Source organism: Rhizobium phaseoli (assembly GCF_010668805.1).
GTDB classification, from domain to species: Bacteria; Pseudomonadota; Alphaproteobacteria; order Rhizobiales; family Rhizobiaceae; genus Rhizobium; species Rhizobium phaseoli_A.
Genome location: NZ_WUFT01000007.1, coordinates 68,684 through 90,891 on the forward strand (window position 1 = coordinate 68,684; position 22,208 = coordinate 90,891).

Annotated in this window: 22 protein-coding genes; 12 read left to right on the forward strand and 10 right to left on the reverse strand. The window is 62.3% G+C overall.

Annotated elements, in window-relative coordinates; genetic code table 11:
* Window positions 1-42 precede the first annotated feature (42 nt).
* A complete protein-coding gene (locus GR197_RS12460; protein ID WP_164009824.1) occupies window positions 43-444 on the reverse strand; it encodes an acyl-CoA thioesterase in 402 nt (133 codons plus the stop codon).
* Window positions 445-633: 189 nt separating this feature from the next.
* Between GR197_RS12460 and GR197_RS12465 the strand changes: the two genes are divergently transcribed.
* The 3 genes from GR197_RS12465 to GR197_RS12475 all read left to right on the forward strand — a co-directional run bounded on the left by GR197_RS12465 (window position 634) and on the right by GR197_RS12475 (window position 2,737).
* Window positions 634-1,569, forward strand: coding sequence for a histone deacetylase family protein (locus tag GR197_RS12465; protein WP_164009826.1), 936 nt, complete (start codon window positions 634-636; stop codon window positions 1,567-1,569).
* Between the two features lie 2 nt (window positions 1,570-1,571).
* On the forward strand, window positions 1,572-1,823 hold the full coding sequence (locus GR197_RS12470) for an exodeoxyribonuclease VII small subunit (RefSeq protein WP_047613900.1): 252 nt from the start codon (window positions 1,572-1,574) through the stop codon (window positions 1,821-1,823).
* A 146-nt stretch (window positions 1,824-1,969) separates the two neighbouring features.
* Complete coding sequence (locus tag GR197_RS12475; protein WP_164009828.1) at window positions 1,970-2,737, forward strand: SDR family NAD(P)-dependent oxidoreductase; 768 nt, start codon at window positions 1,970-1,972, stop codon at window positions 2,735-2,737.
* Window positions 2,738-2,775: 38 nt separating this feature from the next.
* Here GR197_RS12475 and GR197_RS12480 read toward each other — a convergent pair whose 3' ends face one another.
* On the reverse strand, window positions 2,776-3,318 hold the full coding sequence (locus GR197_RS12480) for an AAA family ATPase (protein ID WP_164010238.1): 543 nt from the start codon (window positions 3,316-3,318) through the stop codon (window positions 2,776-2,778).
* Window positions 3,319-3,510: 192 nt separating this feature from the next.
* Here GR197_RS12480 and GR197_RS12485 point away from each other — a divergent pair, with 192 nt between their 5' ends.
* Window positions 3,511-4,434 carry a pirin family protein gene (locus tag GR197_RS12485; RefSeq protein ID WP_164009830.1) on the forward strand — a complete coding sequence of 308 codons (924 nt, stop codon included), beginning with the start codon at window positions 3,511-3,513 and terminating at the stop codon, window positions 4,432-4,434.
* Between the two features lie 27 nt (window positions 4,435-4,461).
* On the opposite strand, the gene GR197_RS12490 is transcribed toward GR197_RS12485, so the two are convergent.
* Window positions 4,462-6,441: a phospholipase D-like domain-containing protein gene (locus GR197_RS12490; protein ID WP_164009832.1), complete on the reverse strand. Its 1,980-nt coding sequence runs from the start codon at window positions 6,439-6,441 to the stop codon at window positions 4,462-4,464.
* A 287-nt stretch (window positions 6,442-6,728) separates the two neighbouring features.
* On the opposite strand from GR197_RS12490, the gene dxs reads away from it, so the two are divergent.
* Window positions 6,729-8,645, forward strand: coding sequence for a 1-deoxy-D-xylulose-5-phosphate synthase (gene dxs / locus GR197_RS12495; protein WP_164009834.1), 1,917 nt, complete (start codon window positions 6,729-6,731; stop codon window positions 8,643-8,645).
* 451 nt (window positions 8,646-9,096) lie between these two features.
* On the opposite strand, the gene GR197_RS12500 is transcribed toward dxs, so the two are convergent.
* Window positions 9,097-11,034 (reverse strand): methyl-accepting chemotaxis protein, encoded by a 1,938-nt coding sequence (locus tag GR197_RS12500; RefSeq protein ID WP_164009836.1) that lies wholly within the window; start codon window positions 11,032-11,034, stop codon window positions 9,097-9,099.
* A 236-nt stretch (window positions 11,035-11,270) separates the two neighbouring features.
* A complete protein-coding gene (locus tag GR197_RS12505; protein WP_164009838.1) occupies window positions 11,271-12,263 on the reverse strand; it encodes a DUF4424 domain-containing protein in 993 nt (330 codons plus the stop codon).
* Window positions 12,264-12,355: 92 nt separating this feature from the next.
* On the opposite strand from GR197_RS12505, the gene GR197_RS12510 reads away from it, so the two are divergent.
* Both GR197_RS12510 and GR197_RS12515 read left to right on the forward strand, forming a co-directional pair.
* A complete protein-coding gene (locus tag GR197_RS12510) occupies window positions 12,356-13,141 on the forward strand; it encodes a TlyA family RNA methyltransferase (protein WP_432444200.1) in 786 nt (261 codons plus the stop codon).
* The gene (locus GR197_RS12515; RefSeq protein ID WP_164009842.1) at window positions 13,138-14,388 is read left to right on the forward strand and encodes a TRAM domain-containing protein; all 1,251 of its coding nucleotides are present in this window, start codon (window positions 13,138-13,140) and stop codon (window positions 14,386-14,388) included. The genes GR197_RS12510 and GR197_RS12515 overlap by 4 nt, the downstream gene beginning before the upstream one ends.
* A 60-nt stretch (window positions 14,389-14,448) precedes the next feature.
* On the opposite strand, the gene GR197_RS12520 is transcribed toward GR197_RS12515, so the two are convergent.
* Window positions 14,449-14,898, reverse strand: a complete 450-nt coding sequence (locus GR197_RS12520) for a winged helix-turn-helix transcriptional regulator (protein ID WP_164009844.1) — start codon at window positions 14,896-14,898, stop codon at window positions 14,449-14,451.
* An 86-nt stretch (window positions 14,899-14,984) separates the two neighbouring features.
* Here GR197_RS12520 and GR197_RS12525 point away from each other — a divergent pair, with 86 nt between their 5' ends.
* Window positions 14,985-15,803: an oxidoreductase gene (locus GR197_RS12525; protein ID WP_164009845.1), complete on the forward strand. Its 819-nt coding sequence runs from the start codon at window positions 14,985-14,987 to the stop codon at window positions 15,801-15,803.
* Window positions 15,804-15,951: 148 nt separating this feature from the next.
* Window positions 15,952-16,956: an MBL fold metallo-hydrolase gene (locus GR197_RS12530; protein WP_164009848.1), complete on the forward strand. Its 1,005-nt coding sequence runs from the start codon at window positions 15,952-15,954 to the stop codon at window positions 16,954-16,956.
* Window positions 16,957-17,056: 100 nt separating this feature from the next.
* Here the strand turns inward: GR197_RS12530 and GR197_RS12535 are convergent, their stop codons facing one another.
* A complete protein-coding gene (locus GR197_RS12535; protein ID WP_164009850.1) occupies window positions 17,057-17,812 on the reverse strand; it encodes a crotonase/enoyl-CoA hydratase family protein in 756 nt (251 codons plus the stop codon).
* Window positions 17,813-17,841: 29 nt separating this feature from the next.
* On the reverse strand, window positions 17,842-19,620 hold the full coding sequence (locus GR197_RS12540; protein WP_164009852.1) for an acyl-CoA dehydrogenase: 1,779 nt from the start codon (window positions 19,618-19,620) through the stop codon (window positions 17,842-17,844).
* A gap of 210 nt (window positions 19,621-19,830) precedes the next feature.
* Here GR197_RS12540 and GR197_RS12545 point away from each other — a divergent pair, with 210 nt between their 5' ends.
* Together GR197_RS12545 and GR197_RS12550 are read left to right on the forward strand one after the other, a co-directional pair.
* Complete coding sequence (locus GR197_RS12545) at window positions 19,831-20,826, forward strand: transporter (protein WP_164009854.1); 996 nt, start codon at window positions 19,831-19,833, stop codon at window positions 20,824-20,826.
* On the forward strand, window positions 20,827-20,964 hold the full coding sequence (locus GR197_RS12550) for a hypothetical protein (RefSeq protein WP_164009856.1): 138 nt from the start codon (window positions 20,827-20,829) through the stop codon (window positions 20,962-20,964).
* Between the two features lie 112 nt (window positions 20,965-21,076).
* Here the strand turns inward: GR197_RS12550 and GR197_RS32650 are convergent, their stop codons facing one another.
* Window positions 21,077-21,202, reverse strand: coding sequence for a hypothetical protein (locus tag GR197_RS32650; protein ID WP_281409521.1), 126 nt, complete (start codon window positions 21,200-21,202; stop codon window positions 21,077-21,079).
* Between the two features lie 68 nt (window positions 21,203-21,270).
* On the opposite strand from GR197_RS32650, the gene GR197_RS12555 reads away from it, so the two are divergent.
* On the forward strand, window positions 21,271-21,534 hold the full coding sequence (locus GR197_RS12555; RefSeq protein ID WP_164009858.1) for a DUF982 domain-containing protein: 264 nt from the start codon (window positions 21,271-21,273) through the stop codon (window positions 21,532-21,534).
* 152 nt (window positions 21,535-21,686) lie between these two features.
* On the opposite strand, the gene GR197_RS12560 is transcribed toward GR197_RS12555, so the two are convergent.
* Complete coding sequence (locus GR197_RS12560; protein WP_164009860.1) at window positions 21,687-22,193, reverse strand: BA14K family protein; 507 nt, start codon at window positions 22,191-22,193, stop codon at window positions 21,687-21,689.
* Between the last annotated feature and the right edge of the window lie 15 nt (window positions 22,194-22,208).

Consider the following 22,208-nt stretch of genomic DNA (forward strand, 5'->3'; position numbering starts at 1 on the left):
TGATCTTCGATGAAACTGCCTCAGATGTCCTGGTTGCAGGCTCTAATCCAGAAAACGATAGAGCCAGTCCCGCGTCTCTTCCGGCAAAGACACCGGCTGCTGATCCTCCTGGGCGCGGGCCTGCCAGATGATCTCCACCTCGGCGGCGCGCTCCTCGCCGGTGTCGATCGAGACGATGAAGCCGATGGAGCGGACGCCGATCTTATCGACGGCGGCGGTGAAGATTGCCGGCTCGTCGTAATGCAGCGGGCGGTGGAGAACGCAGGTAATCTTGCTGGCGATATAGACCGGTTCATCCTCGACCTCGGGCCGTGCCGACCAGAAGCTCGCAATGACGGACTCGGCGTAAGAAATATAGGAGGCCAGAAACATCTGGCCGGTCATATCGACATCGCGAAACGGCACGTGTATTTCCGCCACACCAGGGCGTTTCGACTGGTTCATCAATAACTCTGCTACAAAATTCCCCGCCATTGACAGTAGCGACGGAGGCCTTCGAAGTAAACGGCTGAGATGACAGGAATTTATAATGCAGCCGGTGGCGAGATGGCGCGGCAGGAGCGCTTGTTGAAATCGTCAGTCGATGCCCCATCTGCTGTGGAACATGACATAAGCGACCGATAGAGTGTCTCCATGAGCACCCGTCTTTATGAACATCCGATCTTCCTGGAACATGTGACGCCCGCCGGCCATCCGGAGCGATCGGACAGGATTCGCGCCATCAATGTCGCGCTCGAACATCCGAATTTCGAGCGGCTGGAGCGCCGGCAGGCGCCCCAGGCCAGCGAAGATGCGGTGCTGCTGGCGCATCCGGAGGAACATCTGAAAGCCGTGATGCGGGAGATTCCCGAGGAAGAGGGCGAGATCAACCAGCTCGAAGCCGATACCTATGCCAGTCCCAAAAGCCTGCAGGCGGCGCTGACCGGCATCGGCGGGGCGATGGCGGCGGTGGACGACGTCTTTTCCGGCCGGGCCGACAATGTCTTCGTCGCCGCCCGCCCGCCGGGGCACCATGCCGAGAAGATGACGGCGATGGGCTTCTGCTTCTTCAACAATGCGGCGATCGCCGCCCGCCATGCGCAAAAGAGGCATGGCGCCGAGCGTATCGCCATCGTCGATTGGGACGTGCACCACGGCAATGGCACCCAGGATATCTTCTGGGACGATGCTTCGGTGCTGTTCTGCTCGACGCATCAGATGCCGCTCTATCCCGGCAGCGGCGCCAAGGACGAGAAGGGCAAGCACAACACCATCGTCAATGCGCCGCTTTCGCCGAATGTCGGCAGCGACCATTTTCGCGAGGCGTTCAAATCGCGCGTGCTGCCGGCGCTTGACGATTTCCGGCCGGATCTCATCATCATTTCGGCCGGCTTCGACGCCCATCACCGCGATCCGCTGGCGCAGATCAATCTGACCGGCGAGGATTTCGACTGGGCGACCGGGCGCGTGCTCGAACTCGCCGACCGGCACGCCAAGAACCGGGTCGTCAGCCTGCTCGAAGGTGGCTATGATCTGGAGGGGCTCGCCGAATCGGCGGGCATGCATATTCTGCGAATGATGAAGGGTTGAGAATGACTGACAGCGCCAAGCCTGAGGTATCAGGCCTTTCCTTCGAAAAGGCGGTCGCCGAACTCGAAAGCATCGTCGCCCGGCTGGAACGCGGCGACGTGGCGCTTGATGAATCCATCGAGATCTATGAGCGCGGCGAAGCGCTGAAGAAACATTGCGAGACGCTGCTTTCGGCCGCCGAGAACCGCATCGAGAAGATCAGGCTCGACCGCGCCGGCAAGCCTCAGGCCGTCGAGCCGCTCGACGGGGCCTGAGGCCTGATGCATATCGCCCGGACGTGTGCCGCGGTTCCGGGATAACGACGTGCATGAAAACAAGTCGCTATAGCTGCCTTTTGGCGCTTGGCGATCGGCTTGCGACCGATCTATGATCCCCTTCCAATATCATGAGGGGACAGAAAATGACGGACAGATTGAAGGGCAAGGTCGCCATCATCTCAGGCGGCGCGACCGGCATGGGCGGTGCCGCCTCGAAGCTGTTTGCGGCGGAAGGGGCGCGCGTCGCGATCATCGACCGCAACGGCCAGGCTGCAGCAGAGACCGTCAAGCAGATCCGTGAGGCCGGCGGCGAGGCCGACTGCTGGACGGCCGATGTCTCTGATGAAACCGCCGTCAATGCCGCCGTCGCTGGTGTCGAAGAACGTTACGGCGCGGTGACCGTGCTTTTCAATCACGCCGGCACGATCGTCATCAAGCCCTTCCTGGAAACGACGCTTCAGGAGTGGGACTGGCTGCACGCCGTCAATGTGCGCTCGATGTTCCTGATGACCAAGGCGGTGCTGCCGAAGATGATTGCGGCGGGCGGCGGATCGATCGTCTGCACCTCGTCGATCTCGGCGGTCGCCGCCACGCCGATGGAAGTGCTCTACGACACCACCAAGGGCGCCGTGCATATGTTTGCCCGCGCCATCGCCGTGGAATTCCGCGACCGCAATATCCGCTGCAATGCCGTCTGCCCGGGCTTCATCCGCACGCCGCACGGCCTGCGCGAGGTGGCCGACCTGCAGGCGCTCGGCGTCGACGTTTCCGATGCCGCCATCGCCGCGCAGCAGGGACGGATCGGCGAGCCCGAAGACGTGGCGCGGGCCGCCCTCTACCTCGCCAGCGACGAATCGAACTTCGTCAACGGCGCCCATCTGTTCGTCGACAATGGTTTTACGGCGATCTGAAACCGGCACAGCGACACCCACCGTCCGGAAAGTCTGCCTCACTCATCAGTAAGCTCGATGCCCACAGGCAGACTGCCGGCCAGATGCGTCACGGCTTCACGATCCGACGGCAACCACTTCGGACCGGGGAATGCTGAAAACAATCGCGCATGCGCATCGAAGGAATTCCAGTTGTTTGCTCGGATTCGGTACTCCGCCACCCACTTGAGAAGGCCGACAAACTGCGTCTCGGTCTCACCGCCCTGAATACCTCTTTCCTTGATATTGGCGATGCACAGCTCTTCGGGAAGATCGATCCAGATCAATGCGGTCACGCGGTCGAGGGCCATGTTCGCCAATTCACCATAGACCCCTTCCATAACCCAGCGATCCGTTTCGGCCGCCGTTTTGACCATCGTGTCTCTCAGCGTCCTGTCGCGAGCGACGCCATAGCCACCCGGCTCCCAATGGATATCATCAAGATGAATGACGGGATGACCGAGCCGCTCGCCAATGCGTTGGGCGAGCCAGGTCTTGCCGCTCCCGCCATTTCCCATGATGAAAACGCGTGCGAAGGCTGCCGATGCGCTAACAAATTCCATTCCCGCCTCGTGAAGAGTCGACGTCTCCAAATTTGCGTAATTTAAACGGGAATATTCTGGCCCACGCAAATCAACAGATAAAATACGCACAGCAGGCGTGGAAACGGGTTGGACGCGCCGAGGGATAGCGATGTTGGACGCGCGGCGCTCCAGGCGCTATGTCTAGCCGGTACTAGAGATCGGAGATCCGTCATGTCCTTCTTTCCCGGTAAAGATCCGCTGCCCGGCGATGCCTTCGCTTGTGATGAGATCGAGAATTTGATCATTCCGCGCACCAGCGATATCGGCGGGCTCCAGGTGCGGCGGGCGCTGCCGACGCGACAGCGGCGCCTCGTCGGGCCGTTCATCTTCTTCGACCGCATGGGACCGGCGATCCTGAAGCCCGACGAGGCACTCGACGTGAAGCCGCATCCGCATATCGGCCTGTCGACCGTCACCTATCTCTTCGATGGCGAGATCCGCCATCGCGACAGCCTCGGCACCGAAAAGGTCATCCGTCCCGGCGATATCAACCTGATGACGGCAGGCCGCGGCATCGTGCATTCGGAGCGCACGCCCGACAATCTGCGCGGCCATCCGCTGCTGATGTCGGGGCTGCAGACCTGGCTGGCGCTGCCCGACGACAAGGAGGAGATCGATCCCTCCTTCGCCCATACGGAAAGGTCCGAGATGCCGCTGATCGAGATTCCAGGCGTGCGCGGGCGCGTGGTCATCGGCTCGTTCGAAGGCATGACATCGCCGGTCGGGGTTTTCTCGGACACGCTCTATGTCGATCTTAGCCTGCAGCCAGGTGCCAAATTTCCCTTTGGCGCGGCGCATGAAGAGCGCGCCGTCTACGTGCTCTCGGGCGAAGTCGTCATCTCGGGCGACCGTTTCGCCGCCGACCAGCTGCTGGTCTTCAGGCCGGGCGATCCGATCACGCTCGAAGCCGGCAGCGACGGCTGCCACCTGATGCTGTTCGGCGGCGCGGCGCTGAATTCGAAACGCTATATCTGGTGGAATTTCGTCTCCTCCTCGAAGGAGCGGATCGAAAAGGCCAAGGAGGAATGGCGCAGCGGCCGCTTCGACATCGTTCCGGGCGACGAAGAGGAATTCGTGCCTTTGCCGGAAGGCTGACGGCAGCCGCGACACGCCACCTGAATTTCAACCCGCCGCGAAATAGCGCGTCAGCGCTCCCTTGGTGCGGTTGACATAGCCATCCTGCCAGCTGTCGTCGACATTGAGAAAACCCGACCAGCCCTTCTTGCCCTGGCGCTTCAATTCCGCCTCGACGGCGCGGAAGCGATAGTGATCATAGACATCGAGGATGTGGACGGCATAGGCTTCGGCGAGCGCCCGGTCGCCTTTGACGATCAGCATGTTCTCGTCATTGGCGTAGGAGGCCTTGAAGCCGAGATTGTGGCTGCCGAGGACGACGACGCAGTCGTCCGACAGAGGATCGATCACCAGCACCTTATCGTGAATGATGGCGCCGACCTTCTTGGCCGTCAGTTCCTCGGCGCCGAAATCCGCCAGCAACTGGCGGTCATCGATGCGCGACGCCCGGACGATCGAGACATTGGCCTCATCGAAGGTGTGGGGCGAAATGCCCTCTTCATCGTCATCCGGATCATCGGGATCGTTCTCCTTGCCGGGGACGTAATTGGGCATGGCCTGCGGGCTGGAAACGGCGCCGGTGACAATCAGCTTCTGATCCTTGAGGGCGATATCGATCGCCTCGCCGACGATACAATCCCGGCCAGACTGACCGGGATAGAAGGCCAGAAACAGCACTGCATGCTCGGCACGGCGCATCAGGCGATAGACCTCGCGGAGGTCGGGCGGAATTGCCTTGCCTTTTCGGCGGCTTTGCATGTTCGGTGAGAACCAGGTTTCAAGCGAAGCCCCGTTGGCTGTGGGTACGACGGAAGGCGTTTCGTTGGAGCGGCGGAATTCCTTGCTCTGCTCGTTGTCGGGCATGCCGTCATCGAATTCGATGGGCGCTTCCAGCGTCGCATTGTCCTCCAGCATCCGCCCCCAGTAAGCGACATAGGCCGCGGCCACCGCATCGTTTCTGACGATCAGCGCATTGTTGGATTGGCCGGCAAGCCCCGTGGCCGTCCAGTTGGTGCTGCCGGTGAAGACGCTGCGCGGAGCCCCATTCGGCGGCATGTGCACGACGAATTTATTGTGGCCGATCTGGCTCGAATTGTTGAACATCCGGTGGTGAATTTCGACGCCTGCATCGATCAGCGCCTGGCGTGCATGCGCATTGCGCACATCCCAGGCGTCACCGACCTTTCCGGTATTGGCGAGGATCACGCGCAGCCTGTCCTTGTTGGCAAGGAGCAGCTCCAGCAGTTCCTCGTCCTCCAGCTCGTAAAGCGCGACCAGGAAACGTCCCGGCGCATCCATGAATTCCTTGAGCATCGGAATGACATCGCCGGCAAGATATTTGCGAATGCCATTCGCCGGATTGGAAATCATCTCGATCAGCTCGTTCGGCTGCTTCACGCCGTCTTCCAGCAGGACGTTTCGCAACCATTGGGCTGCGAGAATGCCATTGGTGAAGGTGGATTCGAACTGGCCGCGCTTGCGCGTCACATGGACCGGGTTGGTGGAGACGGCAGGCCCGAGATAACCGAGCGGCCGCGCAGGACCGTCATAGGCCTTGACTGCGATCTTCTCGTAGGTGCCGTCATCTTTCTTGATCGGCTTGCCGTTTTGGTCCCGCTTGTTGATCTCGACGAGTTCGGGCGTCGGATCGGGTGCGGCCTGCATGCCCGGCTTCAGGTCGCCGAGCGGACGGATTTCGTAACGCACGCGGACCTCGTCCGGCCGCCTTTTCATTTCGTTGCGCCGCTTGCGCAGCGTCAGGTCGCGCCAGGATAGCTTCTGTACCGGCCAGAGCGATGTCGTCTGTGGCAGCCAATGCGGATTGCGCTGTCCCTTGAAGGCGACCCAGGCCGCGCAGGTTACGCGGTCCTCCCCGCCATCCGGCCCTTTCGACACGTTGCCCTGCTCGTCGAGATAGACGCGGACGACTTCGAACCCGAGGCAGCCGTCGATTTTGGCGTCGATGTCCCAGGCCAGATAGGCGACCTCGTTGTTCACATAGGCATGCGCTGCAACAATCGTTCCCATGACGCGTTCCCCCAGTCGGCGCGGCAACCTTGCTACCATTCCGTGTCATATTCAAGCGGCTCGCCGAGCCTTCGCCTGGTCGATCGGCCGGGCTGGAAAAAGGGTGGAACCCGGCAAGATCAGGCAAGTGCAACTCACGGAAATAGAACGTGATATCTCCCGAAACCGCTCACACTTTTTTCCGCCATGCTCTAAGGTGAAAACCTTCGGTTCCTGAAATGCACTTGTTTTGCCGCAATCTAATCGAATAAAGCGAAACAAGGAAAAGCAAGAAAGAGCGCCCGCCCGTGACACAACTGCCGAAGACCCCCCTGCTCGACCAGGTCATTTACCCCGCCGACCTGCGCAAGCTCGAGGATCGCGAGCTGCCGCAGCTTGCCCGCGAAGTTCGGGACGAGATGATCGATGCGGTGTCGCGCACCGGTGGCCATCTCGGCGCCGGTCTCGGCGTCGTCGAATTGACGATCGCCATCCACAACGTCTTCAACACGCCTGACGATCGGCTGATCTTCGATGTCGGCCATCAATGCTATCCGCACAAGATCCTCACCGGCCGGCGCGACCGCATCCGCACCCTGCGCCAGGAAGACGGGCTTTCCGGCTTCACCCGCCGGGCGGAGAGCGAATACGATCCCTTCGGGGCGGCGCATTCCTCGACCTCGATCTCGGCCGGCCTCGGCATGGCGATCGCCGCCGATCTCGACAAGACCGACCGGCGCGTCATCGCCGTCATCGGCGACGGGGCGATGTCGGCCGGCATGGCTTATGAGGCGCTGAACAATGCCGGTGCGCTCGATGCTCGCCTGATCGTCATCCTCAACGACAACGACATGTCGATCGCGCCGCCGACCGGCGCAATGAGCGCCTATCTCGCCCGCCTCGCCTCGGGCCGCACCTATATGGGCTTCCGTGATCTCGGCAAGAAACTGACGGCCTATCTCGGCAAGAATATCGACCGGGCGATCACCCGCGCCGTCGAGCATGCGCGCGGCTACGTCACCGGCGGCACGATGTTCGAGGAGATGGGCTTTTATCATATCGGGCCGATCGACGGGCATTCCTTCGACCACCTGCTGCCGGTGCTGCGCAACGTGCGCGACAATGGCCGCGGACCGGTGCTGATCCATGTCGTCACCCAGAAGGGCAAGGGCTATCCGCCGGCGGAAGCCGCAGCCGACAAATATCATGGCGTCAACAAGTTCGACGTCATCACCGGCGCCCAGGCCAGGGTCAAGCCGAATGCGCCGAGCTATACCAGCGTCTTTGCCGAAGCGCTGGTGCAGGAAGCAACGCTCGACGACAAGATCGTCGGCATCACCGCCGCCATGCCGAACGGTACCGGCCTCGATAAGCTTGCCGACGCCTTTCCGTCGCGCTGTTTCGATGTCGGCATCGCCGAACAGCATGCTGTGACCTTTGCCGCCGGCCTTGCTGCGGAAGGCTACAAACCGTTCGCGGCCCTCTATTCGACCTTCCTGCAGCGCGCCTACGACCAGGTCGTGCACGATGTAGCGATCCAGGGACTGCCGGTGCGTTTTCCGATCGACCGCGCCGGCTTCGTCGGCGCCGACGGGCCGACCCATGCCGGTTCCTTCGACACTGCCTTCCTCACCACCCTGCCCGGCTTCGTGGTGATGGCGGCGGCCGACGAGGCCGAACTCAAGCATATGGTGCGCACGGCTGTCGCCTATGATGCCGGGCCGATCTCGTTCCGTTATCCGCGCGGCGAAGGTGTCGGCGTCGACATGCCGGAGCGCGGCGAAATCCTGCAGATCGGCAAGGGTCGCATCGTCAAGGAAGGCACCAAGGTGGCGCTGCTCTCCTTCGGCTCACGGCTTGCCGATTGTCTGCTTGCCGCCGAAGATCTCGATGCCGCCGGGCTTTCGACGACGGTCGCCGATGCACGCTTCGCCAAGCCGCTCGACCATGATCTGATCCGCCAGCTTGCACGCCACCACGAAATGGTGATCACCGTCGAGGAAGGCTCCGTCGGCGGCTTCGGCAGCCAGGTGATGCAGTATCTCTCAAGCGAAGGCCTGCTCGACAACGGGCTGAAGATCCGCTCGCTCGTCATGCCCGACATGTGGATGGAACAGGCTAAACCCGAAGCGATGATCGCCCATGCCGGGCTCGACCGCGCGGGGATTGTTTCGACGGTGTTCAAGGCGCTGGGGCGCGGTGTTGCGGTTGGGGTTGCCGGCTAGGTGATTGTGTGAGGGCGAGCCGTGCGGCCCCCTCATCCGCCCTACGGGCACCTTCTCCCCGAGGGGAGAAGAGGGAATCGAGACGTTGCGGCATATCTCTTCTCCCCTCGGGGGTCCGAAGGACGGGCGAGACCTGCGGCTCGCCCCGGTTGGTGCCGGCAGGCGGATGAGGGGGCCGCGGATCGCGATACTTGCTCCAGCAGCCACCCCACCCTCCGTCATGCTCGGCCTTGAGCCGAGCATCCACACCGCATCCACCAGTGCGGGTGGCATGGATCCTCGGCTCAAGGCCGAGGATGACGGAGAGTGAAGAGATGCCCAAGCCAAACTCGCCGTCGAAACAGCGGATAACGTTACATTTTTCGTGTTTATCATAGCGGTTCGTCTATCAAAAAAGGGCAGCGCATTCGTTGCGCCGCCCTCTTCATTTAACGTCCGTGAGAAAACGCCCTCAGAACTCCGTCCAGTCTTCCTGAACCGCAACCGCGGCACTTGTCTGCCTGCCGCCAAAGGCCTTGGTGACCTTGCTGGCGAGCGCGCGGGCCGGTGAGGCGACCGGGCGGGCGTTTGCAACGGCCGCGCGCGGTGCGGCATCCGGCCTCGTCTGGCCGAGTTTGAACTGGCGAAGCAATTCGTCCAGCGCACTTGCTTCCTGGGCGAGCGCGTGGCTTGCCGCGGTCTGTTCCTCGACCATTGCGGCATTCTGCTGGGTGCCCTGGTCCATGTTGTTGACGGCGGTGTTGATCTCCTGCAGGCCGATCGATTGTTCGCGGGTGGCGGTGACGATCGCGCTGACGTTACGGTTGATCTCCTGCACTTCGGTGACGATCGCTTCCAGCGCCTTGCCGGTCTCGCCGACGAGGGAGACACCGGCAACGACCTGTTCGCCTGATGTGGTGATCAGCGCCTTGATCTCCTTGGCCGCCTTGGCGGAGCGCTGGGCGAGTTCGCGCACTTCCTGGGCGACGACGGCAAAACCTTTGCCGGCATCGCCGGCACGGGCGGCTTCGACGCCGGCATTCAGAGCCAAAAGGTTGGTCTGGAAGGCGATGTCGTCGATGACGCCGATGATGTTGGAGATTTCGCCCGAGGACTTTTCGATCTGCTGCATGGCGGAGACCGCCTTGCGGACGACTTCGCCGGATTTCTCGGCGCCGAGACGGGTGCGCTCGACGAGATTGCCGGCATCCTCGGCGCGCTTGGCGCTGTCGCGGACAGTGGTCGTCACCTGCTCGAGCGCTGCGGCGGTCTGTTCGACGGCGGCAGCCTGCTGTTCGGTGCGGTGGGCGAGATCGTCGGCAGCCGAGCGGATTTCGCCGGCGCCGGCGTTGATCGCCGAGGCGTTGCGGCCGACCGATTGCAGGGCTGCCTGCAGCTTTTCGACGGCATGGTTGAAGTCATTGCGCAGGCTGTCATATTGCGGCGCAAACGGCGTCTGGAGACGACCGGCCATATCGCCGTTGGCAAGCTCGGCAAGGCCGCCCGCCAGAGCATCGATGGCATGGCGGATTTCGCCTTCCTCGCGCGCCTTCTGCTCGTCGCCGGCCCGGCGCTGGCGTTCGGCGTCATCGCGCATGCGGTCGGTCTCGCCGGCAAGGCGCAGCTTCTCGATCGCCGCCTGCTTGAAGACCAGCACCGATTGGGCCATGCGGCCGACTTCGTCGCCGCGGTCGGTCGCCGGGACCGTGATGTCGTTGTCACCGCCGGCGAGGCGATCCATGGCTCCGGTCATGCCGACGATCGGGCGGACGATGGTGCGCGACATCAGCCAGGCAAGCACGGCGGCGGCGAACGAGGCGACGATACCGCCGGCAAGCAGCGTCGTCTTCAGATCGCTGTTGGCACCGGCGCGGATTTCAGCGAGCGCATCGGATTTTTCGCGGGCGCTGGCCTTGATCTTGGCCGAGGCCTGGCGGAAGCCGTCGAGCTGGCCCTTGGTGGCGTTGACGCCGATCTTGATCACCTCTTCGATCGGCATGTCGGTTTCCTTGCGCGCCTTGGTCTGCGGCTCGGCAAGTTCATGGAAATAGAGGTCGGCGGCCTTCTGCATGCCGTCGATCATCTCGACCAGTTGCGGCTCGGCCGCCGCCGTCTGCCTGGCGGCGGCAATCGCCTTCAGCATGCGCTCGCGGTTGGCGAAGACATCGCCATAGGTGCTGTCGCTGCGGAAAAGGATAAAGCCGCGCAGGTTGACGGCCTGCTCGAGCATCGCCTGCAGCGCATCGTCGATCTGGTTGACCAGCAGCTCGGACTTTTCCTGCTCGGCGGACGCTGCCGCCGACGCCGTCGCCTTGGAATAAACGAAGGCGGAGACAGCGATGAAGATCAGAATGAGGACTGCGAAGGTGGCGGCAAGCTTGCCGTTCAAGGATATGTTTTTGGCGGACATCGGTGAATTTCTCCTGACGACAGTCGACGCGGAAAAAGGCGGGTCGCGCGCGAGGTCGCAACCGCAAGGCCTTTTTTGAATTGGGAACATGATCGGCGTGCAGACGCCTTTGCCTTCATGGCGCGAAGCGGTTCAAATGAACCGCCGCAATCGGATCGAACCTATGCCGGCTGGCTTTAAATTTGCTTAAATTGTGCGTCGCAGCACCAGCCGGACCCATGATTAAAATGCTTAAATCAAGGCGTCTTCGGTTCCGCTTCCGGCGGATTGAGGATGAGGATGTCGAAGTCCTTGGCGGGATCGAAGTCCTCTGATGTCATGCGGAAGGTGGTCGGGCCGATCTTCTCGACATTGCTGCCGCAGAAGCTGATGAGACTGCCGGGCTTGCCCTTGTCGATCGTCAGCTGGAAGCGGTGGATCGGTCCGGCCCAGTTGGCGCCGGTCGACAGCACATAGGAGATCCAGCTTTCGGTAAAGTTGGCGCCTCCGGCCTCGGCTTCCCGGACATGCTGCTGGGCGACCCGGACGAAATCCGCGTCGAGGCAGTATTTGCGGGAATATTCCTCGAAGCGTTCGCCCTTCGGCTCGCCGTTTTCGAGAAAGCTGATGGCGACGGTGCCGCCGACGGCCGGCTGGTAGCGATGTTCGACGCTGACCTTCTTCTTGGCCGGAAAGGTGGTGCGCCACCAATAGGTCGAGCGCAGCGTCCAGAGCGGCACGAAATCGGAGTCTGTCATCATATAGATCAGGCCGCGGGCGATCCAATCCTTCCGGACGGTTTCGGGAAGCTTGGCGAGCGCGTCGCGGGTCTTATCGCTGTAAGGCAGAACGGGAACGCCGTTTTTGGCGAGCTCGTCGGTCACATCGATGCCGAGCGAGACGACGCGCTGCTGCAGCTTGGCGGTGATCGGCCTGCCATCCTGCACGGTGGAAAAATGCAGGAAGTTGTCACTGTCATAATCTGAAATGGCGGAGTTGCTGTCCACCTGGCCTGATATGTCAGGCATCGGGAAGGCAACCAGGCTTTCGACATCCTTATCGGATGTATTCTCGAACACATAGTCGACACGCACTTGCGAAGCGGAGATGAAGAGATCCTCCTCCGCCATGCTGACATCGTCGGACTGGGCAAAGATCAACCCGCCGGTCTTGACCTCGGCCATGGTATCGTTCGCCAATGCCGGCGATGCGATCCCTGCCGCGACAAGAAGAGTGAAGAGCTTCAGCATAAAACACCCCCGTGTCTGCGGCCGCCCCGTGATCGCCGCGGCAGGATTATCGCCGAAAGCTTTCAAGGGTCAATGACGCAGTCTGGAACAAAATGCTTGCAACCGGCGGCTTTGCCGGTCATTCACAGCCGATGTCAGATCAAAACAGCCAACGCCTCGACCAACTTCTCGTCTCCCGCGGCCTTTTCGCCAGCCGCTCGCGGGCCCGCGACGCCGTGCAACGCGGCACCGTCAGGATCGCCGGCCAGATCATAACGAAAGCCGGGGCGGTCTTCGGCGACGACGCTGAGATCGAGATCGACGACCCGGCGCAGGACTATGTCTCGCGCGCCGCGCTGAAGCTTGCTAGCGCCCTCGATCATTTCCGGCTCGATCCCGCCGGCCATCACTGTCTGGATATCGGCGCGTCGACAGGCGGCTTCACCGAGGTGCTGCTGCAACGCGGTGCCGTGCATGTCACCGCGATCGATGTCGGCCATGGGCAGATGCACCCGCGCATTTCAGGCGATCCGCGTGTCACCAACAAAGAAGGCCTCAATGCCCGCAATCTGACGGCAGAGGATATCGGTGATCCCGCCACGTTCATCGTTTCCGACGTCTCCTTCATCTCGCTGAAGCTGGCGCTGGCGCCGGCTCTCGAGATCGCCGAACCGGGTGCTGTCGCCGTGCTGCTGGTCAAGCCGCAGTTCGAGGCCGGGCGCGAAGCGATCGGCAAGGGCGGGTTGTTGAAGGATCCAGCGTCTGCTCCCGCCGTCGCTGCGGAGCTTGCGCGCTGGTTCACCGAGGACATGGGCTGGAACAGCCTCGGCCTCATCCCCTCCCCGATTTCCGGCGGCGACGGCAACCAGGAATTTCTTCTGGCAGGATTGAAACCGTGAGCACCGAAACCGTCACGATCGAGAAGCTCGGCGCCCAGGGCGACGGCATCGCCAGCAGCGCCGGCGGGCCTGTCTATGTGCCCTTCTCCCTGCCGGGGGAGACGGTGGCGATCGTCCGCGTCAAAAGCCAGGGCACGATCATGTCGATCACGACGCCCTCGCCCGACCGGCAGGAGCCGCCCTGCCGGCATTTCGGCCCGGATGGTCTCAACGGCACCTGTGGCGGCTGCACGCTGCAGCATATGGCAGATGGCCCCTACCGCGCCTTCAAGCGCCAGCTGGTCATCGATGCGCTGAAATCCAAGGGGCTGACGCCGGAGGTCGGCGAGATCGTTCCGGCCCGGCCGGGCGAACGCCGGCGCGTGGTGTTTGCGGCCCGCAAGACCGAAAAGGATATGCTGATCGGTTTCAACCAGGCCGAAAGCCACCATATCGTCGCTATCGAGGAATGTCCGATCTCGTCGGCAGGGATCATCGCCCGGCTGCCGGCGATCCGGGCCATTGCCGCGGCACTGGCGACCAATGCCGAACCCTTCCGCGTCTCCGTGCTCGAAACGCTTTCCGGCCTCGATATCGCGGTCGACGAGGTGAAGAAACTGTCCGACCCGCAGCGGCGCAAAGCGGTTGAGACCGTGCTCGGCCTGCGCGGCATCGCCCGTGTTTCGCTGAACGGCGAAATCCTCGTCGAGCCGTCGAAGCCGCTCGTCGATTTCGGCGGCATTCAGGTTTCACCGCCGCCGGGCGGCTTCACCCAGGCGACCAAGCCGGCTGAGGAAGCGATGGCCGAGCTGGTGCTTGCCCATGCCGGCAAGGCCAAGCGGATCGCCGATCTTTTTGCCGGCGCCGGCACATTCTCGCTGCGGCTGGCGCGGATCGGCCGCGTGCATGCCGTCGAAGCCGAAGCAAAGGCGCTCGCTGCCCTCGATCATGCCGCCCGCAACACTCCCGGATTGAAGCCGGTGACCATCGAAAAGCGCGATCTCTTTCGCCGCCCGTTGATGACGCAGGAGTTCAAGCCCTATGACGCCGTCGTCTTCGATCCGCCTCGCGCCGGTGCCGAGTTCCAGTGCAAGGAGCTTGCTCGCTCAAGCGTAAAGAGGATCGCCGCCGTCAGCTGCAATCCGCTGACGCTGGCGCGGGATCTGGCGATCCTCGTCGAGGGCGGCTACCGGATCACCGGCGTGACGCCGATCGACCAGTTCCTCTGGACCTCGCATGTCGAGGTGGTGGCAACGCTGGAGAAATAGGCGGGCCGCCCCATCGGCTCTCCTCCGTCAGTGCCGAGGGCGCGGTGCCCTCATGCATCTTTATCGGTTGCCGGATTCCCGGTCCTGGCCAGCACTCAGCCGCATTGCCCGCGTTCCGAGTTTGGCGCCCGTAACCGCATCGATGGCGATCGGCTCGATCTCTGAGCCGGTTTCGACATCGACATAGCGGGCGAGTTCGCCGTCGCAGTGGCGGTGCGCCCAGGCCCCGATCATCATCAGCACCGGCAGGAAATCCCGGCCTGCTTCGGTCAGCACGTATTCCTCGCGCGGCGGTCGCTCGGAATAGAGGCGCTTTTCCAGCAGACCGTCGTCGGTCAGTGCTTTGAGGCGCTTGGTGAGCATGGTCGGCACGATGCCGAGGCTCTTCCTGAACTGGTCGAACCGGGTAAGGCCGGTATGTGCATCCCGCAGGACCAGAATGCTCCACGCATCACCCACAGAGTTAAGGCCGCGGGCCACCGGGCACTGGAGAATTGAATTATTTTTCATTCGGTATCTTTTCGATAGTGACATGATATCGAAAAGATACTAACACCGTGTCAGCTAATGATCCACTTCAAATGAGAGCCGACAGCATGATCGACAGAACCAAAAACATTGCCCTGGTTACCGGCGCTTCCTCCGGCATTGGCCTTGTCACAGCCCAATCGCTGGTGAAAGCCGGCTATCGCGTCTATGGGACAAGCCGCAAACAGGTTGCCAGCAAGCCGGGGATCACCATGCTGATCTGCGACGTGACGGATAAGACCTCGGTGGAGGCGGTGATTGCCGAGATCCTGCAACAAGCCGGCCGGATCGATCTCGTCGTCAACAATGCGGGGATCGGCCTGCTCGGCGGTGCGGAAGAATCATCGATCGACCAGGCCCAGCGGCTTTTCGACGTCAACCTTTTCGGCGTCGCCCGCGTCGTCAATGCCGTTCTGCCGATCATGCGCAAGCAGAAGAGCGGCCGGATCGTCAACATGAGCTCGATCCTCGGACTGATCCCATCCCCCTACAACGCCTTCTATGCCTCAACGAAACATGCGATCGAGGGCTATTCGGAATCGCTCGACCATGAAGTGCGCAACTTCGGCATTCGTGTCATTCTCGTCCAACCCGGCGTCACCAAAACATCCTTCGAGGAGAATCTGACACGCGTCGATCAGCCTCTTCCGGTCTACGACTCGGAGCGGGCCAGGAGCGAGGCTCTGATGCGCAAGTGGGTAGAGGCGGGCGACGCGCCGCAGGTTGTCGCCGACATGGTTGTCAAAGCCGCAACCGCCAAGAAGCCGAAGCTGCGCTATTCCGCCGGCAAGCAGTCGCGTCAGGTCCGCTCGCTTCGCCGCTACCTGCCGGAGCGGCTGGTCGACAGCATCCTGCGCAAGGTCAACGAGCTTCCCGCCTCGGTCTAACTCTCTATTTTAGAACAGGATTCAGATTTTAAGCCGACACGCTTAAGGTCGTCCTGTTCTACTGCATATGCAGCGATTCAAAGTGTTACAGCGTCGTTGGCGCGTCTGAAAAGACGCGCGGCGCTGTCAGCAACGAGACCGATTCCGAATGCGCAAGACCAAAAGACGCAATCCCTACTATACCGGCCCGGTGTCCGATCACTTCGACGGCACGCATTTCTTCAATCCCGACGGTACCGAGCCGCTTGGTTTCGGCGATTTGCTGCGGTGGCAATTCGGCGGTGGCCGTGAGCGGTGGCCGAAGTCGGTGCCAAGTCCATATGCGCCGGCCAAGCCGGATGCACGTGTCGGCGGGGAGGATCTGCGGGTGACCATGGTTGGCCATGCAACCATGCTGGTGCAGGTCGCCGGGCTCAATATCCTTACCGACCCGGTGTGGTCGGAGCGCGTCAGCCCTTTTACTTTTGCCGGTCCCAAACGCGTCGTCCAACCGGGCATCGCGTTCGATGATCTGCCGCCAATCGATCTCGTGCTGGTATCGCACAATCATTATGATCATCTCGATATCGCAACGCTCAAGCGGTTGCATGAGAAGCATCGGCCGCGTGTCGTGACGCCACTCGGCAATGACACGATCATCCGCCGCGCCGTGGCCGATATAGGGATGACATCGATGGACTGGGGCGAGCGCATCTCGCACGCCGGCATCAGCATTGATGCTGAGCCAGCACATCATTGGTCCGCCCGCGGCGGCGCCGATCGACGAATGGCCCTTTGGGCCTCGTTCGTTTTATCGACTCCGGCCGGAACGATCTATCACGTCGGCGATACGGGCTTTCACCACGGCATCAATTACAAGGCGGCACAGCAGAAACATGGCGGCTTTCGCTTGGCGATCCTACCCTTCGGCGCCTATGAGCCGCGATGGTTCATGAAAGGCCAGCACCAGAATCCGCAGGAAGCGGTGATCGGGATGAAATTGGCAAATGCGGCCTATGCGGCAGGGCATCACTTCGCGACGTTCCAACTGACAGACGAAGCGGTCGACGCGCCGACAAAAGCATTGCAAGAGGCAATGCGCGAGCACGATATTGCCGCGGACCGGTTCCGGCCGCTCAGGGCCGGCGAGGTCTTCGATGTGCCCATGCTCTAAAGTATGTCGCGCAAAAGTGTGCAGCGGTTTTGCGGCAACGACATGCGTAAAAACAAGGAGCTCAAGCGCAAGGAGCGAATCTGAAAGATCGCGACGCGCTTTAGCGACGCATGAAGGCTTCGAAGGCGGCGCGGGCCTCGGCACTTTTCAGACGGGCGGAGAAATGGCGGGCCTCCTCGTCGATGCGGGCGGTGATCTCGCCACTGTCGCCGCGGATGAGATCGCGGGCGATGCGCAACGCCTCCGGCGGTTTGACGGCGAGACGCGCGGCCGTCGCCAGCGTTACCGCATCGACCTCGCCGGGTTCGACCACCTTCCAGATGAGACCGGCTTCCTTCGCCTCGGCGGCCGAAAAGGCCTCGCCCATCGCAAGCAGGGCGAAAGCGCGCTGGTGGCCCATCAGCCGCGGCGCAACCAGACTGGAGCCGGCCTCCGGCACCAGCGCCAGATCGACGAAGGGGGTGCGGAACTGGCTGCGGCTCGAGGCGATTGTCAGGTCGCAATGGAGATGGATCGTCGTACCGATGCCGATCGCCAGGCCGTCGACGCCGGAGACCACCGGTTTTTCGGCCTTCACCAGCGCATAGAGGAAATCGAGGGTCTCCTGCCCCAAGCCGCCGCCGCCGATTGCGGCAGCAAGGAAGTCATTCAGATCATTGCCGGCGGAAAAGCAGCCTTCGGTGCCGAGAAAGGCGGTGGCGCGGATGGACGTATCGGCATCGGCCGCCTTCAGCGCATCGGCCATGGTACGATACATGGCGCGGGTGATGGCGTTCTTCTTCTCCGCCCGGTTGAAGCGGATGAGCTGGACGCCTGGGTGGGCGGAAGGCCGCTCGACGATGATGTGATCGGTCATTGGATCTCCTCAGAGGTCATGGGGTCGCCTCAGGCGAGCAGGATGCGGGCGGCGGCAAGGCTTGCCGCGCCATTGACGACGCGGTCGCGAAGGGCTGCGGTCTCGGCGAGCAGGTTTTCGGCGGCAAAGCGGCAGAGCACGATGCGACCCTCGCCTTTGCCATCATCGCTTTCGGCAAGAGCGCCCTTGGCGAGATAGCACCCGGTGAGCACGAGGCCGAACAGGCGCTGATAGGGTGTCGCGCCCGAAAGCGCCTCGGCCACCTTGCCGTCGGCCAGCATCTTCGTGAGCCAGGTGGTCGCCGTTTCGAGATCTGAAATCGCTGCGTCGAGCCTGACGGCGGTTTTGCCGAGACCATCGAGATTGAAGCGGCGGACGTTCTCGGCGATCCCTCTGAGCTCCGCGACGAAACCCTTCACCTGATTGCCGCCCGAAAGCGGCAGCTTGCGGGTAACAAGGTCGATCGCCTGGATGCCGTTGGTGCCCTCGTAGATCGGCGCGATGCGGGCATCCCTGAGGTAACGCGCCGCCCCCGTCTCCTCGATGAAGCCCATGCCGCCATGCACCTGAATGCCGAGCGAGGCGACATCGACGCCGGCATCGGTCGAAAAGGATTTGGCGATCGGGGTCAAAAGCGCGGCGCGCTCCTGCCAGTGGCGGCCGGTGTCGCCGGCCCGGTGGGACATGTCGATCGCATGGGCGCAGGCATAGGAGATGGCGCGCGCCCCCTGGGTCAGCGCCTTCATGGTCAGAAGCATGCGGGCAACGTCGGGATGGTCGACGATCGGGCTCATGCCGGCGGCGGTGGAGCCCGGCGCCCTGCCCTGGGTGCGTTCCCTGGCATAGGCGAGGGCCTTCTGTGTAGCGGCCTCGGCGATCGCCACGCCCTGCATGCCGACGGCCAGGCGGGCATTGTTCATCATCGTGAACATGCAGGCGAGCCCCTTATTCTCCTCGCCGACCAGCCAGCCCACAGCACCCTTCTCGTCGCCGAACCGGCCGTCGCCATAGATCATCGTGCAGGTCGGCGAGCCGTGGATGCCGAGCTTGTGCTCCAGCGAGTGGCAGAACAGATCGTTTCGGGCGCCGAGCGAGCCGTCGTCGTTCACCAGGAATTTCGGCACCAGGAAAAGCGAGATGCCGCGGGTGCCGGCCGGCGCATCCGGCAGGCGGGCGAGCACCAGATGAATGATATTGTCGGCCGCGTCATGCTCGCCCCAGGTGATGAAAATCTTCTGGCCGGATATGCGGTAGCTGCCGTCGGCGCGGCGCTCGGCGCGGGCCTTGAGCACGCCGAGATCGGAGCCGGCATGCGGCTCGGTCAGGTTCATGGTGCCAGTCCATTCGCCGGAGACCATCTTTGCCAGGTATTTCGCCTTCAGCGCGGCACTGCCATGGGTGCTGACCGCCTCGATGGCGCCCATCGTCAGCGTCGGGGCGAGCGCGAAGGCCATGGAACCGGAATTCCACATTTCCAACGCTGCGACATTCAGCATATGCGGCAGGGCCTGGCCGCCGAAAGCTTCGGGTGCCGTCAGGCCGTTCCAGCCGCCGGCGATCCAGTTGCGATAGAGATCGCGCCAGCCATCAGGCAACCGAACCTCGCCACCCTCCAGACGGGCGCCCTGGCGGTCGCCGATGTCGGCGAGCGGCGCCACTTCCTCTGTGGCAAAACGTCCCGCCTCGGCCAGAATGGCGTCGACCAGATCTTCGCCGAGATCGCCGAGCAAGCCTGCTGAAATCGCCTCGCCCATGCCGGCGACATGCTTCAACGTGAACGCGATTTCCTCAACGGGCGCCTTGTACATGGTTTTCCTCCGCAGACGACCTGCACCTCTGCATTTGGGCAAAGCCCTCCGAGGCAAGGGCTAATTGATTTTTACGTAAACGTCAATTTCGATTCCATGGACTGCCGTGCAATAGTTTGCCGACATCACAGCTCGACTCTTGCGCTCTTGCACACATGAACGTCATGAAGAGCCGATAAGGACATCGCCTTCGCAAAGGATCGGCGACCGATGGATACATTGCCCGTCAACATACCCGGTTTCGTCTGGGCCTATCGCTTCTCGCCGGATGAAAAGACCGCGGTGCGGCTGAACAACAGTGCGACGGTGGCGGACCTGACTGCCGAAAATTGTTTCTATTGGCTGCACCTCAACCTTGTCGACGCCCGCGTGCCGGCATTGCTGGAAACGCTCACCGGACTGACGGAGGACGCGAAATCGGCGCTGACGACGCGTGACACGCATGCGACCATCACCGTCGACGAGCAGATGCTCTACGGCACGCTGGTCGACTGCCAGCGCGATTTCGACCAGGATACCAACAATCTCGGCTGGCTGCATTTCGCCATGTCCGACCGCTTCATCATCACCACGAGGCTGCAGCCGCTGCGCAGCGTCGAGCGGGCGCGGGCGTTGATCGAGAAGAACCCCGGCAAATTCTCGCGGCCGGTCGATCTGTTCGAACTGCTGGTGATCGAGTTTCAGCGCACGCTGATCGCGATCGTCATGGAACTCACCGAAGAGCTGAACCTGATCGAGGATTTCGTCTACGACAATGCGCCGCGCGACGAACGCCGGCGGCTGGCGCCGGTGCGGCGCACCGTCGTCCGGCTGCATCGGCATCTGCGCACGGTGCTGGCGCTGATGCGGCGCGCGGCGGCGGCCGACGACGATGAGATGCCGTTCGGCTTCGACGACGTGGCGCGGCGGCTGACCAGCCGGCTGGAAACGGTCGACCACGATATTTACGCGCTGCAGGACCGGGCGCGGCTGCTGCACGAAGAGATCGATTCCAAGCAATCCTCCGAGACCAACCGCCACCTCTATCTGCTGTCGATCATGACGGCCTTCCTGCTGCCGCCGACCCTGGTGACGGGCTTCTTCGGCATGAACACCGCAAACCTGCCCTTCGCCGTTGGCGACTACGGCACCGAATACGCCGTCGCCCTCATCGTCGCCTCGATTGCCTTTGCCTGGTGGCTGCTGCGGCGGGTGGATATTCTCTGAATGGGAGCGGTGGGGTGGGCGCTGGCAATTCCGGCTGCTATTTCAGCAAACGTCACGGTTCTTGCCGCAAAGATTGCCCCACCCTCCGTCATCCTCGGGCTTGACCCGAAGATCCACGCCGGTCTCCATCAGCAGTAGGCATGGATCCTCGGCTCAAGGCCGAGGATGACGGAGGGTGGGGTGATACTCCGGCCAACTCCTCCGTCGAAGCAGCAAGCGTTGCGCTTCTTTCACCTCACCTCACCTCACCTCAATACCGCGAATGCACTGCTGGCGCGGCCACCTTCAGCGTTGCGACGGCTTCGTGCATCTGCTGTTTGCCTCCACAGCAACGGACAATTTCGGCGATCGACGCTCGGGTGGCCAGCTGGTTCATGCCGCCCTCTCGCTCGGAACAGTTCTTGCACGGTTACTAATATATTTACCGTGGGGAGACCTAATGTCATGAAATGGTGCACATCCGGAGAGTTCGTCCCGCTGATGCTCGTTGTAAGTGGGCCGGAAAAATACAAGCTGGTCGCAACTCTTGTGCAAGCCGCCGAGATGCTGACCGTTGGCTGGCCAATCGACGATGGAGAAGAATACCTCGTGGCGATTATGGCTTGCCGGGATGCAATACACGGGGAGATTCCAGCTCAGGACGCGCGAGCAGCGCTTATCCGTGCCGCCGACGAAGCTGGCATTTCGGTGATCACCGTCGTTCACTGAGTTTCGCAGCCGATGAAATGGGTTCATCGGCTCGGTCAACCTTGTCGAGAAAGCCGAATGGACGGCGACTCGACGCAACGTTTGGCACGTCCCCTCTCCCCGTTTTTTACGGGGAGAAGGTTAGGGTGAGGGGCAGCTTTCGGGGCCGATCATTACGGCGAATAGCACTGCTGGCGCGGGCCGTTATAGGGTTGGAACGTGTTGTCGTAGGCGCGATAGGACCGATAGCGGTTGGCGCACCAGGCGACATGGCCTGAACCCATGCGAGGCGCAGGCTCGACGTAACGCGGCTGTGCAACGATGGCGCCGCCGATGACCGCGCCGGCGCCGAAGGCGGCGAGCGGATACCAGTAGCCGTTATAGTGGCGATAGCCCGGACGGTAATAGCTATATCCGCGATAGCCGCCGTAATAGCCGGGGCGGTAGCCGCCGCCATAGCCCGGCCGATAGTAGGCACCCGGCCGATAGCCGGGGCGATAGTAGCCGCCCGACCCATAACCGGGGCGATAATAGCGGCGGTATTGGACGCTCTCGACGGCGGAGGATTTGTCCACCTGCGGGGCGGTCGGCATCTGGACTGCCTGCGACGGCACGAAGCTTGTCAGAACGACGGCCGCAGCCAGAACTGCGGTCGCGATCTTATTACTCAAACTAAACATTCTTCTCTCCCATTC

Bases quoted from the DNA above. Each gene is read 5' to 3' on its own strand.
- GR197_RS12460 (WP_164009824.1), bottom strand. From the start codon at position 444: ATGAACCAGTCGAAACGCCCTGGTGTGGCGGAAATACACGTGCCGTTT.
- GR197_RS12465 (WP_164009826.1), top strand. From the start codon at position 634: ATGAGCACCCGTCTTTATGAACATCCGATCTTCCTGGAACATGTGACG.
- GR197_RS12470 (WP_047613900.1), top strand. From the start codon at position 1,572: ATGACTGACAGCGCCAAGCCTGAGGTATCAGGCCTTTCCTTCGAAAAG.
- GR197_RS12475 (WP_164009828.1), top strand. From the start codon at position 1,970: ATGACGGACAGATTGAAGGGCAAGGTCGCCATCATCTCAGGCGGCGCG.
- GR197_RS12480 (WP_164010238.1), bottom strand. From the start codon at position 3,318: ATGGAATTTGTTAGCGCATCGGCAGCCTTCGCACGCGTTTTCATCATG.
- GR197_RS12485 (WP_164009830.1), top strand. From the start codon at position 3,511: ATGTCCTTCTTTCCCGGTAAAGATCCGCTGCCCGGCGATGCCTTCGCT.
- GR197_RS12490 (WP_164009832.1), bottom strand. From the start codon at position 6,441: ATGGGAACGATTGTTGCAGCGCATGCCTATGTGAACAACGAGGTCGCC.
- GR197_RS12500 (WP_164009836.1), bottom strand. From the start codon at position 11,034: ATGTCCGCCAAAAACATATCCTTGAACGGCAAGCTTGCCGCCACCTTC.
- GR197_RS12505 (WP_164009838.1), bottom strand. From the start codon at position 12,263: ATGCTGAAGCTCTTCACTCTTCTTGTCGCGGCAGGGATCGCATCGCCG.
- GR197_RS12510 (WP_432444200.1), top strand. From the start codon at position 12,356: ATGCTTGCAACCGGCGGCTTTGCCGGTCATTCACAGCCGATGTCAGAT.
- GR197_RS12520 (WP_164009844.1), bottom strand. From the start codon at position 14,898: ATGAAAAATAATTCAATTCTCCAGTGCCCGGTGGCCCGCGGCCTTAAC.
- GR197_RS12525 (WP_164009845.1), top strand. From the start codon at position 14,985: ATGATCGACAGAACCAAAAACATTGCCCTGGTTACCGGCGCTTCCTCC.
- GR197_RS12530 (WP_164009848.1), top strand. From the start codon at position 15,952: ATGCGCAAGACCAAAAGACGCAATCCCTACTATACCGGCCCGGTGTCC.
- GR197_RS12535 (WP_164009850.1), bottom strand. From the start codon at position 17,812: ATGACCGATCACATCATCGTCGAGCGGCCTTCCGCCCACCCAGGCGTC.
- GR197_RS12540 (WP_164009852.1), bottom strand. From the start codon at position 19,620: ATGTACAAGGCGCCCGTTGAGGAAATCGCGTTCACGTTGAAGCATGTC.
- GR197_RS12545 (WP_164009854.1), top strand. From the start codon at position 19,831: ATGGATACATTGCCCGTCAACATACCCGGTTTCGTCTGGGCCTATCGC.
- GR197_RS12550 (WP_164009856.1), top strand. From the start codon at position 20,827: ATGGGAGCGGTGGGGTGGGCGCTGGCAATTCCGGCTGCTATTTCAGCA.
- GR197_RS32650 (WP_281409521.1), bottom strand. From the start codon at position 21,202: ATGAACCAGCTGGCCACCCGAGCGTCGATCGCCGAAATTGTCCGTTGC.
- GR197_RS12555 (WP_164009858.1), top strand. From the start codon at position 21,271: ATGAAATGGTGCACATCCGGAGAGTTCGTCCCGCTGATGCTCGTTGTA.
- GR197_RS12560 (WP_164009860.1), bottom strand. From the start codon at position 22,193: ATGTTTAGTTTGAGTAATAAGATCGCGACCGCAGTTCTGGCTGCGGCC.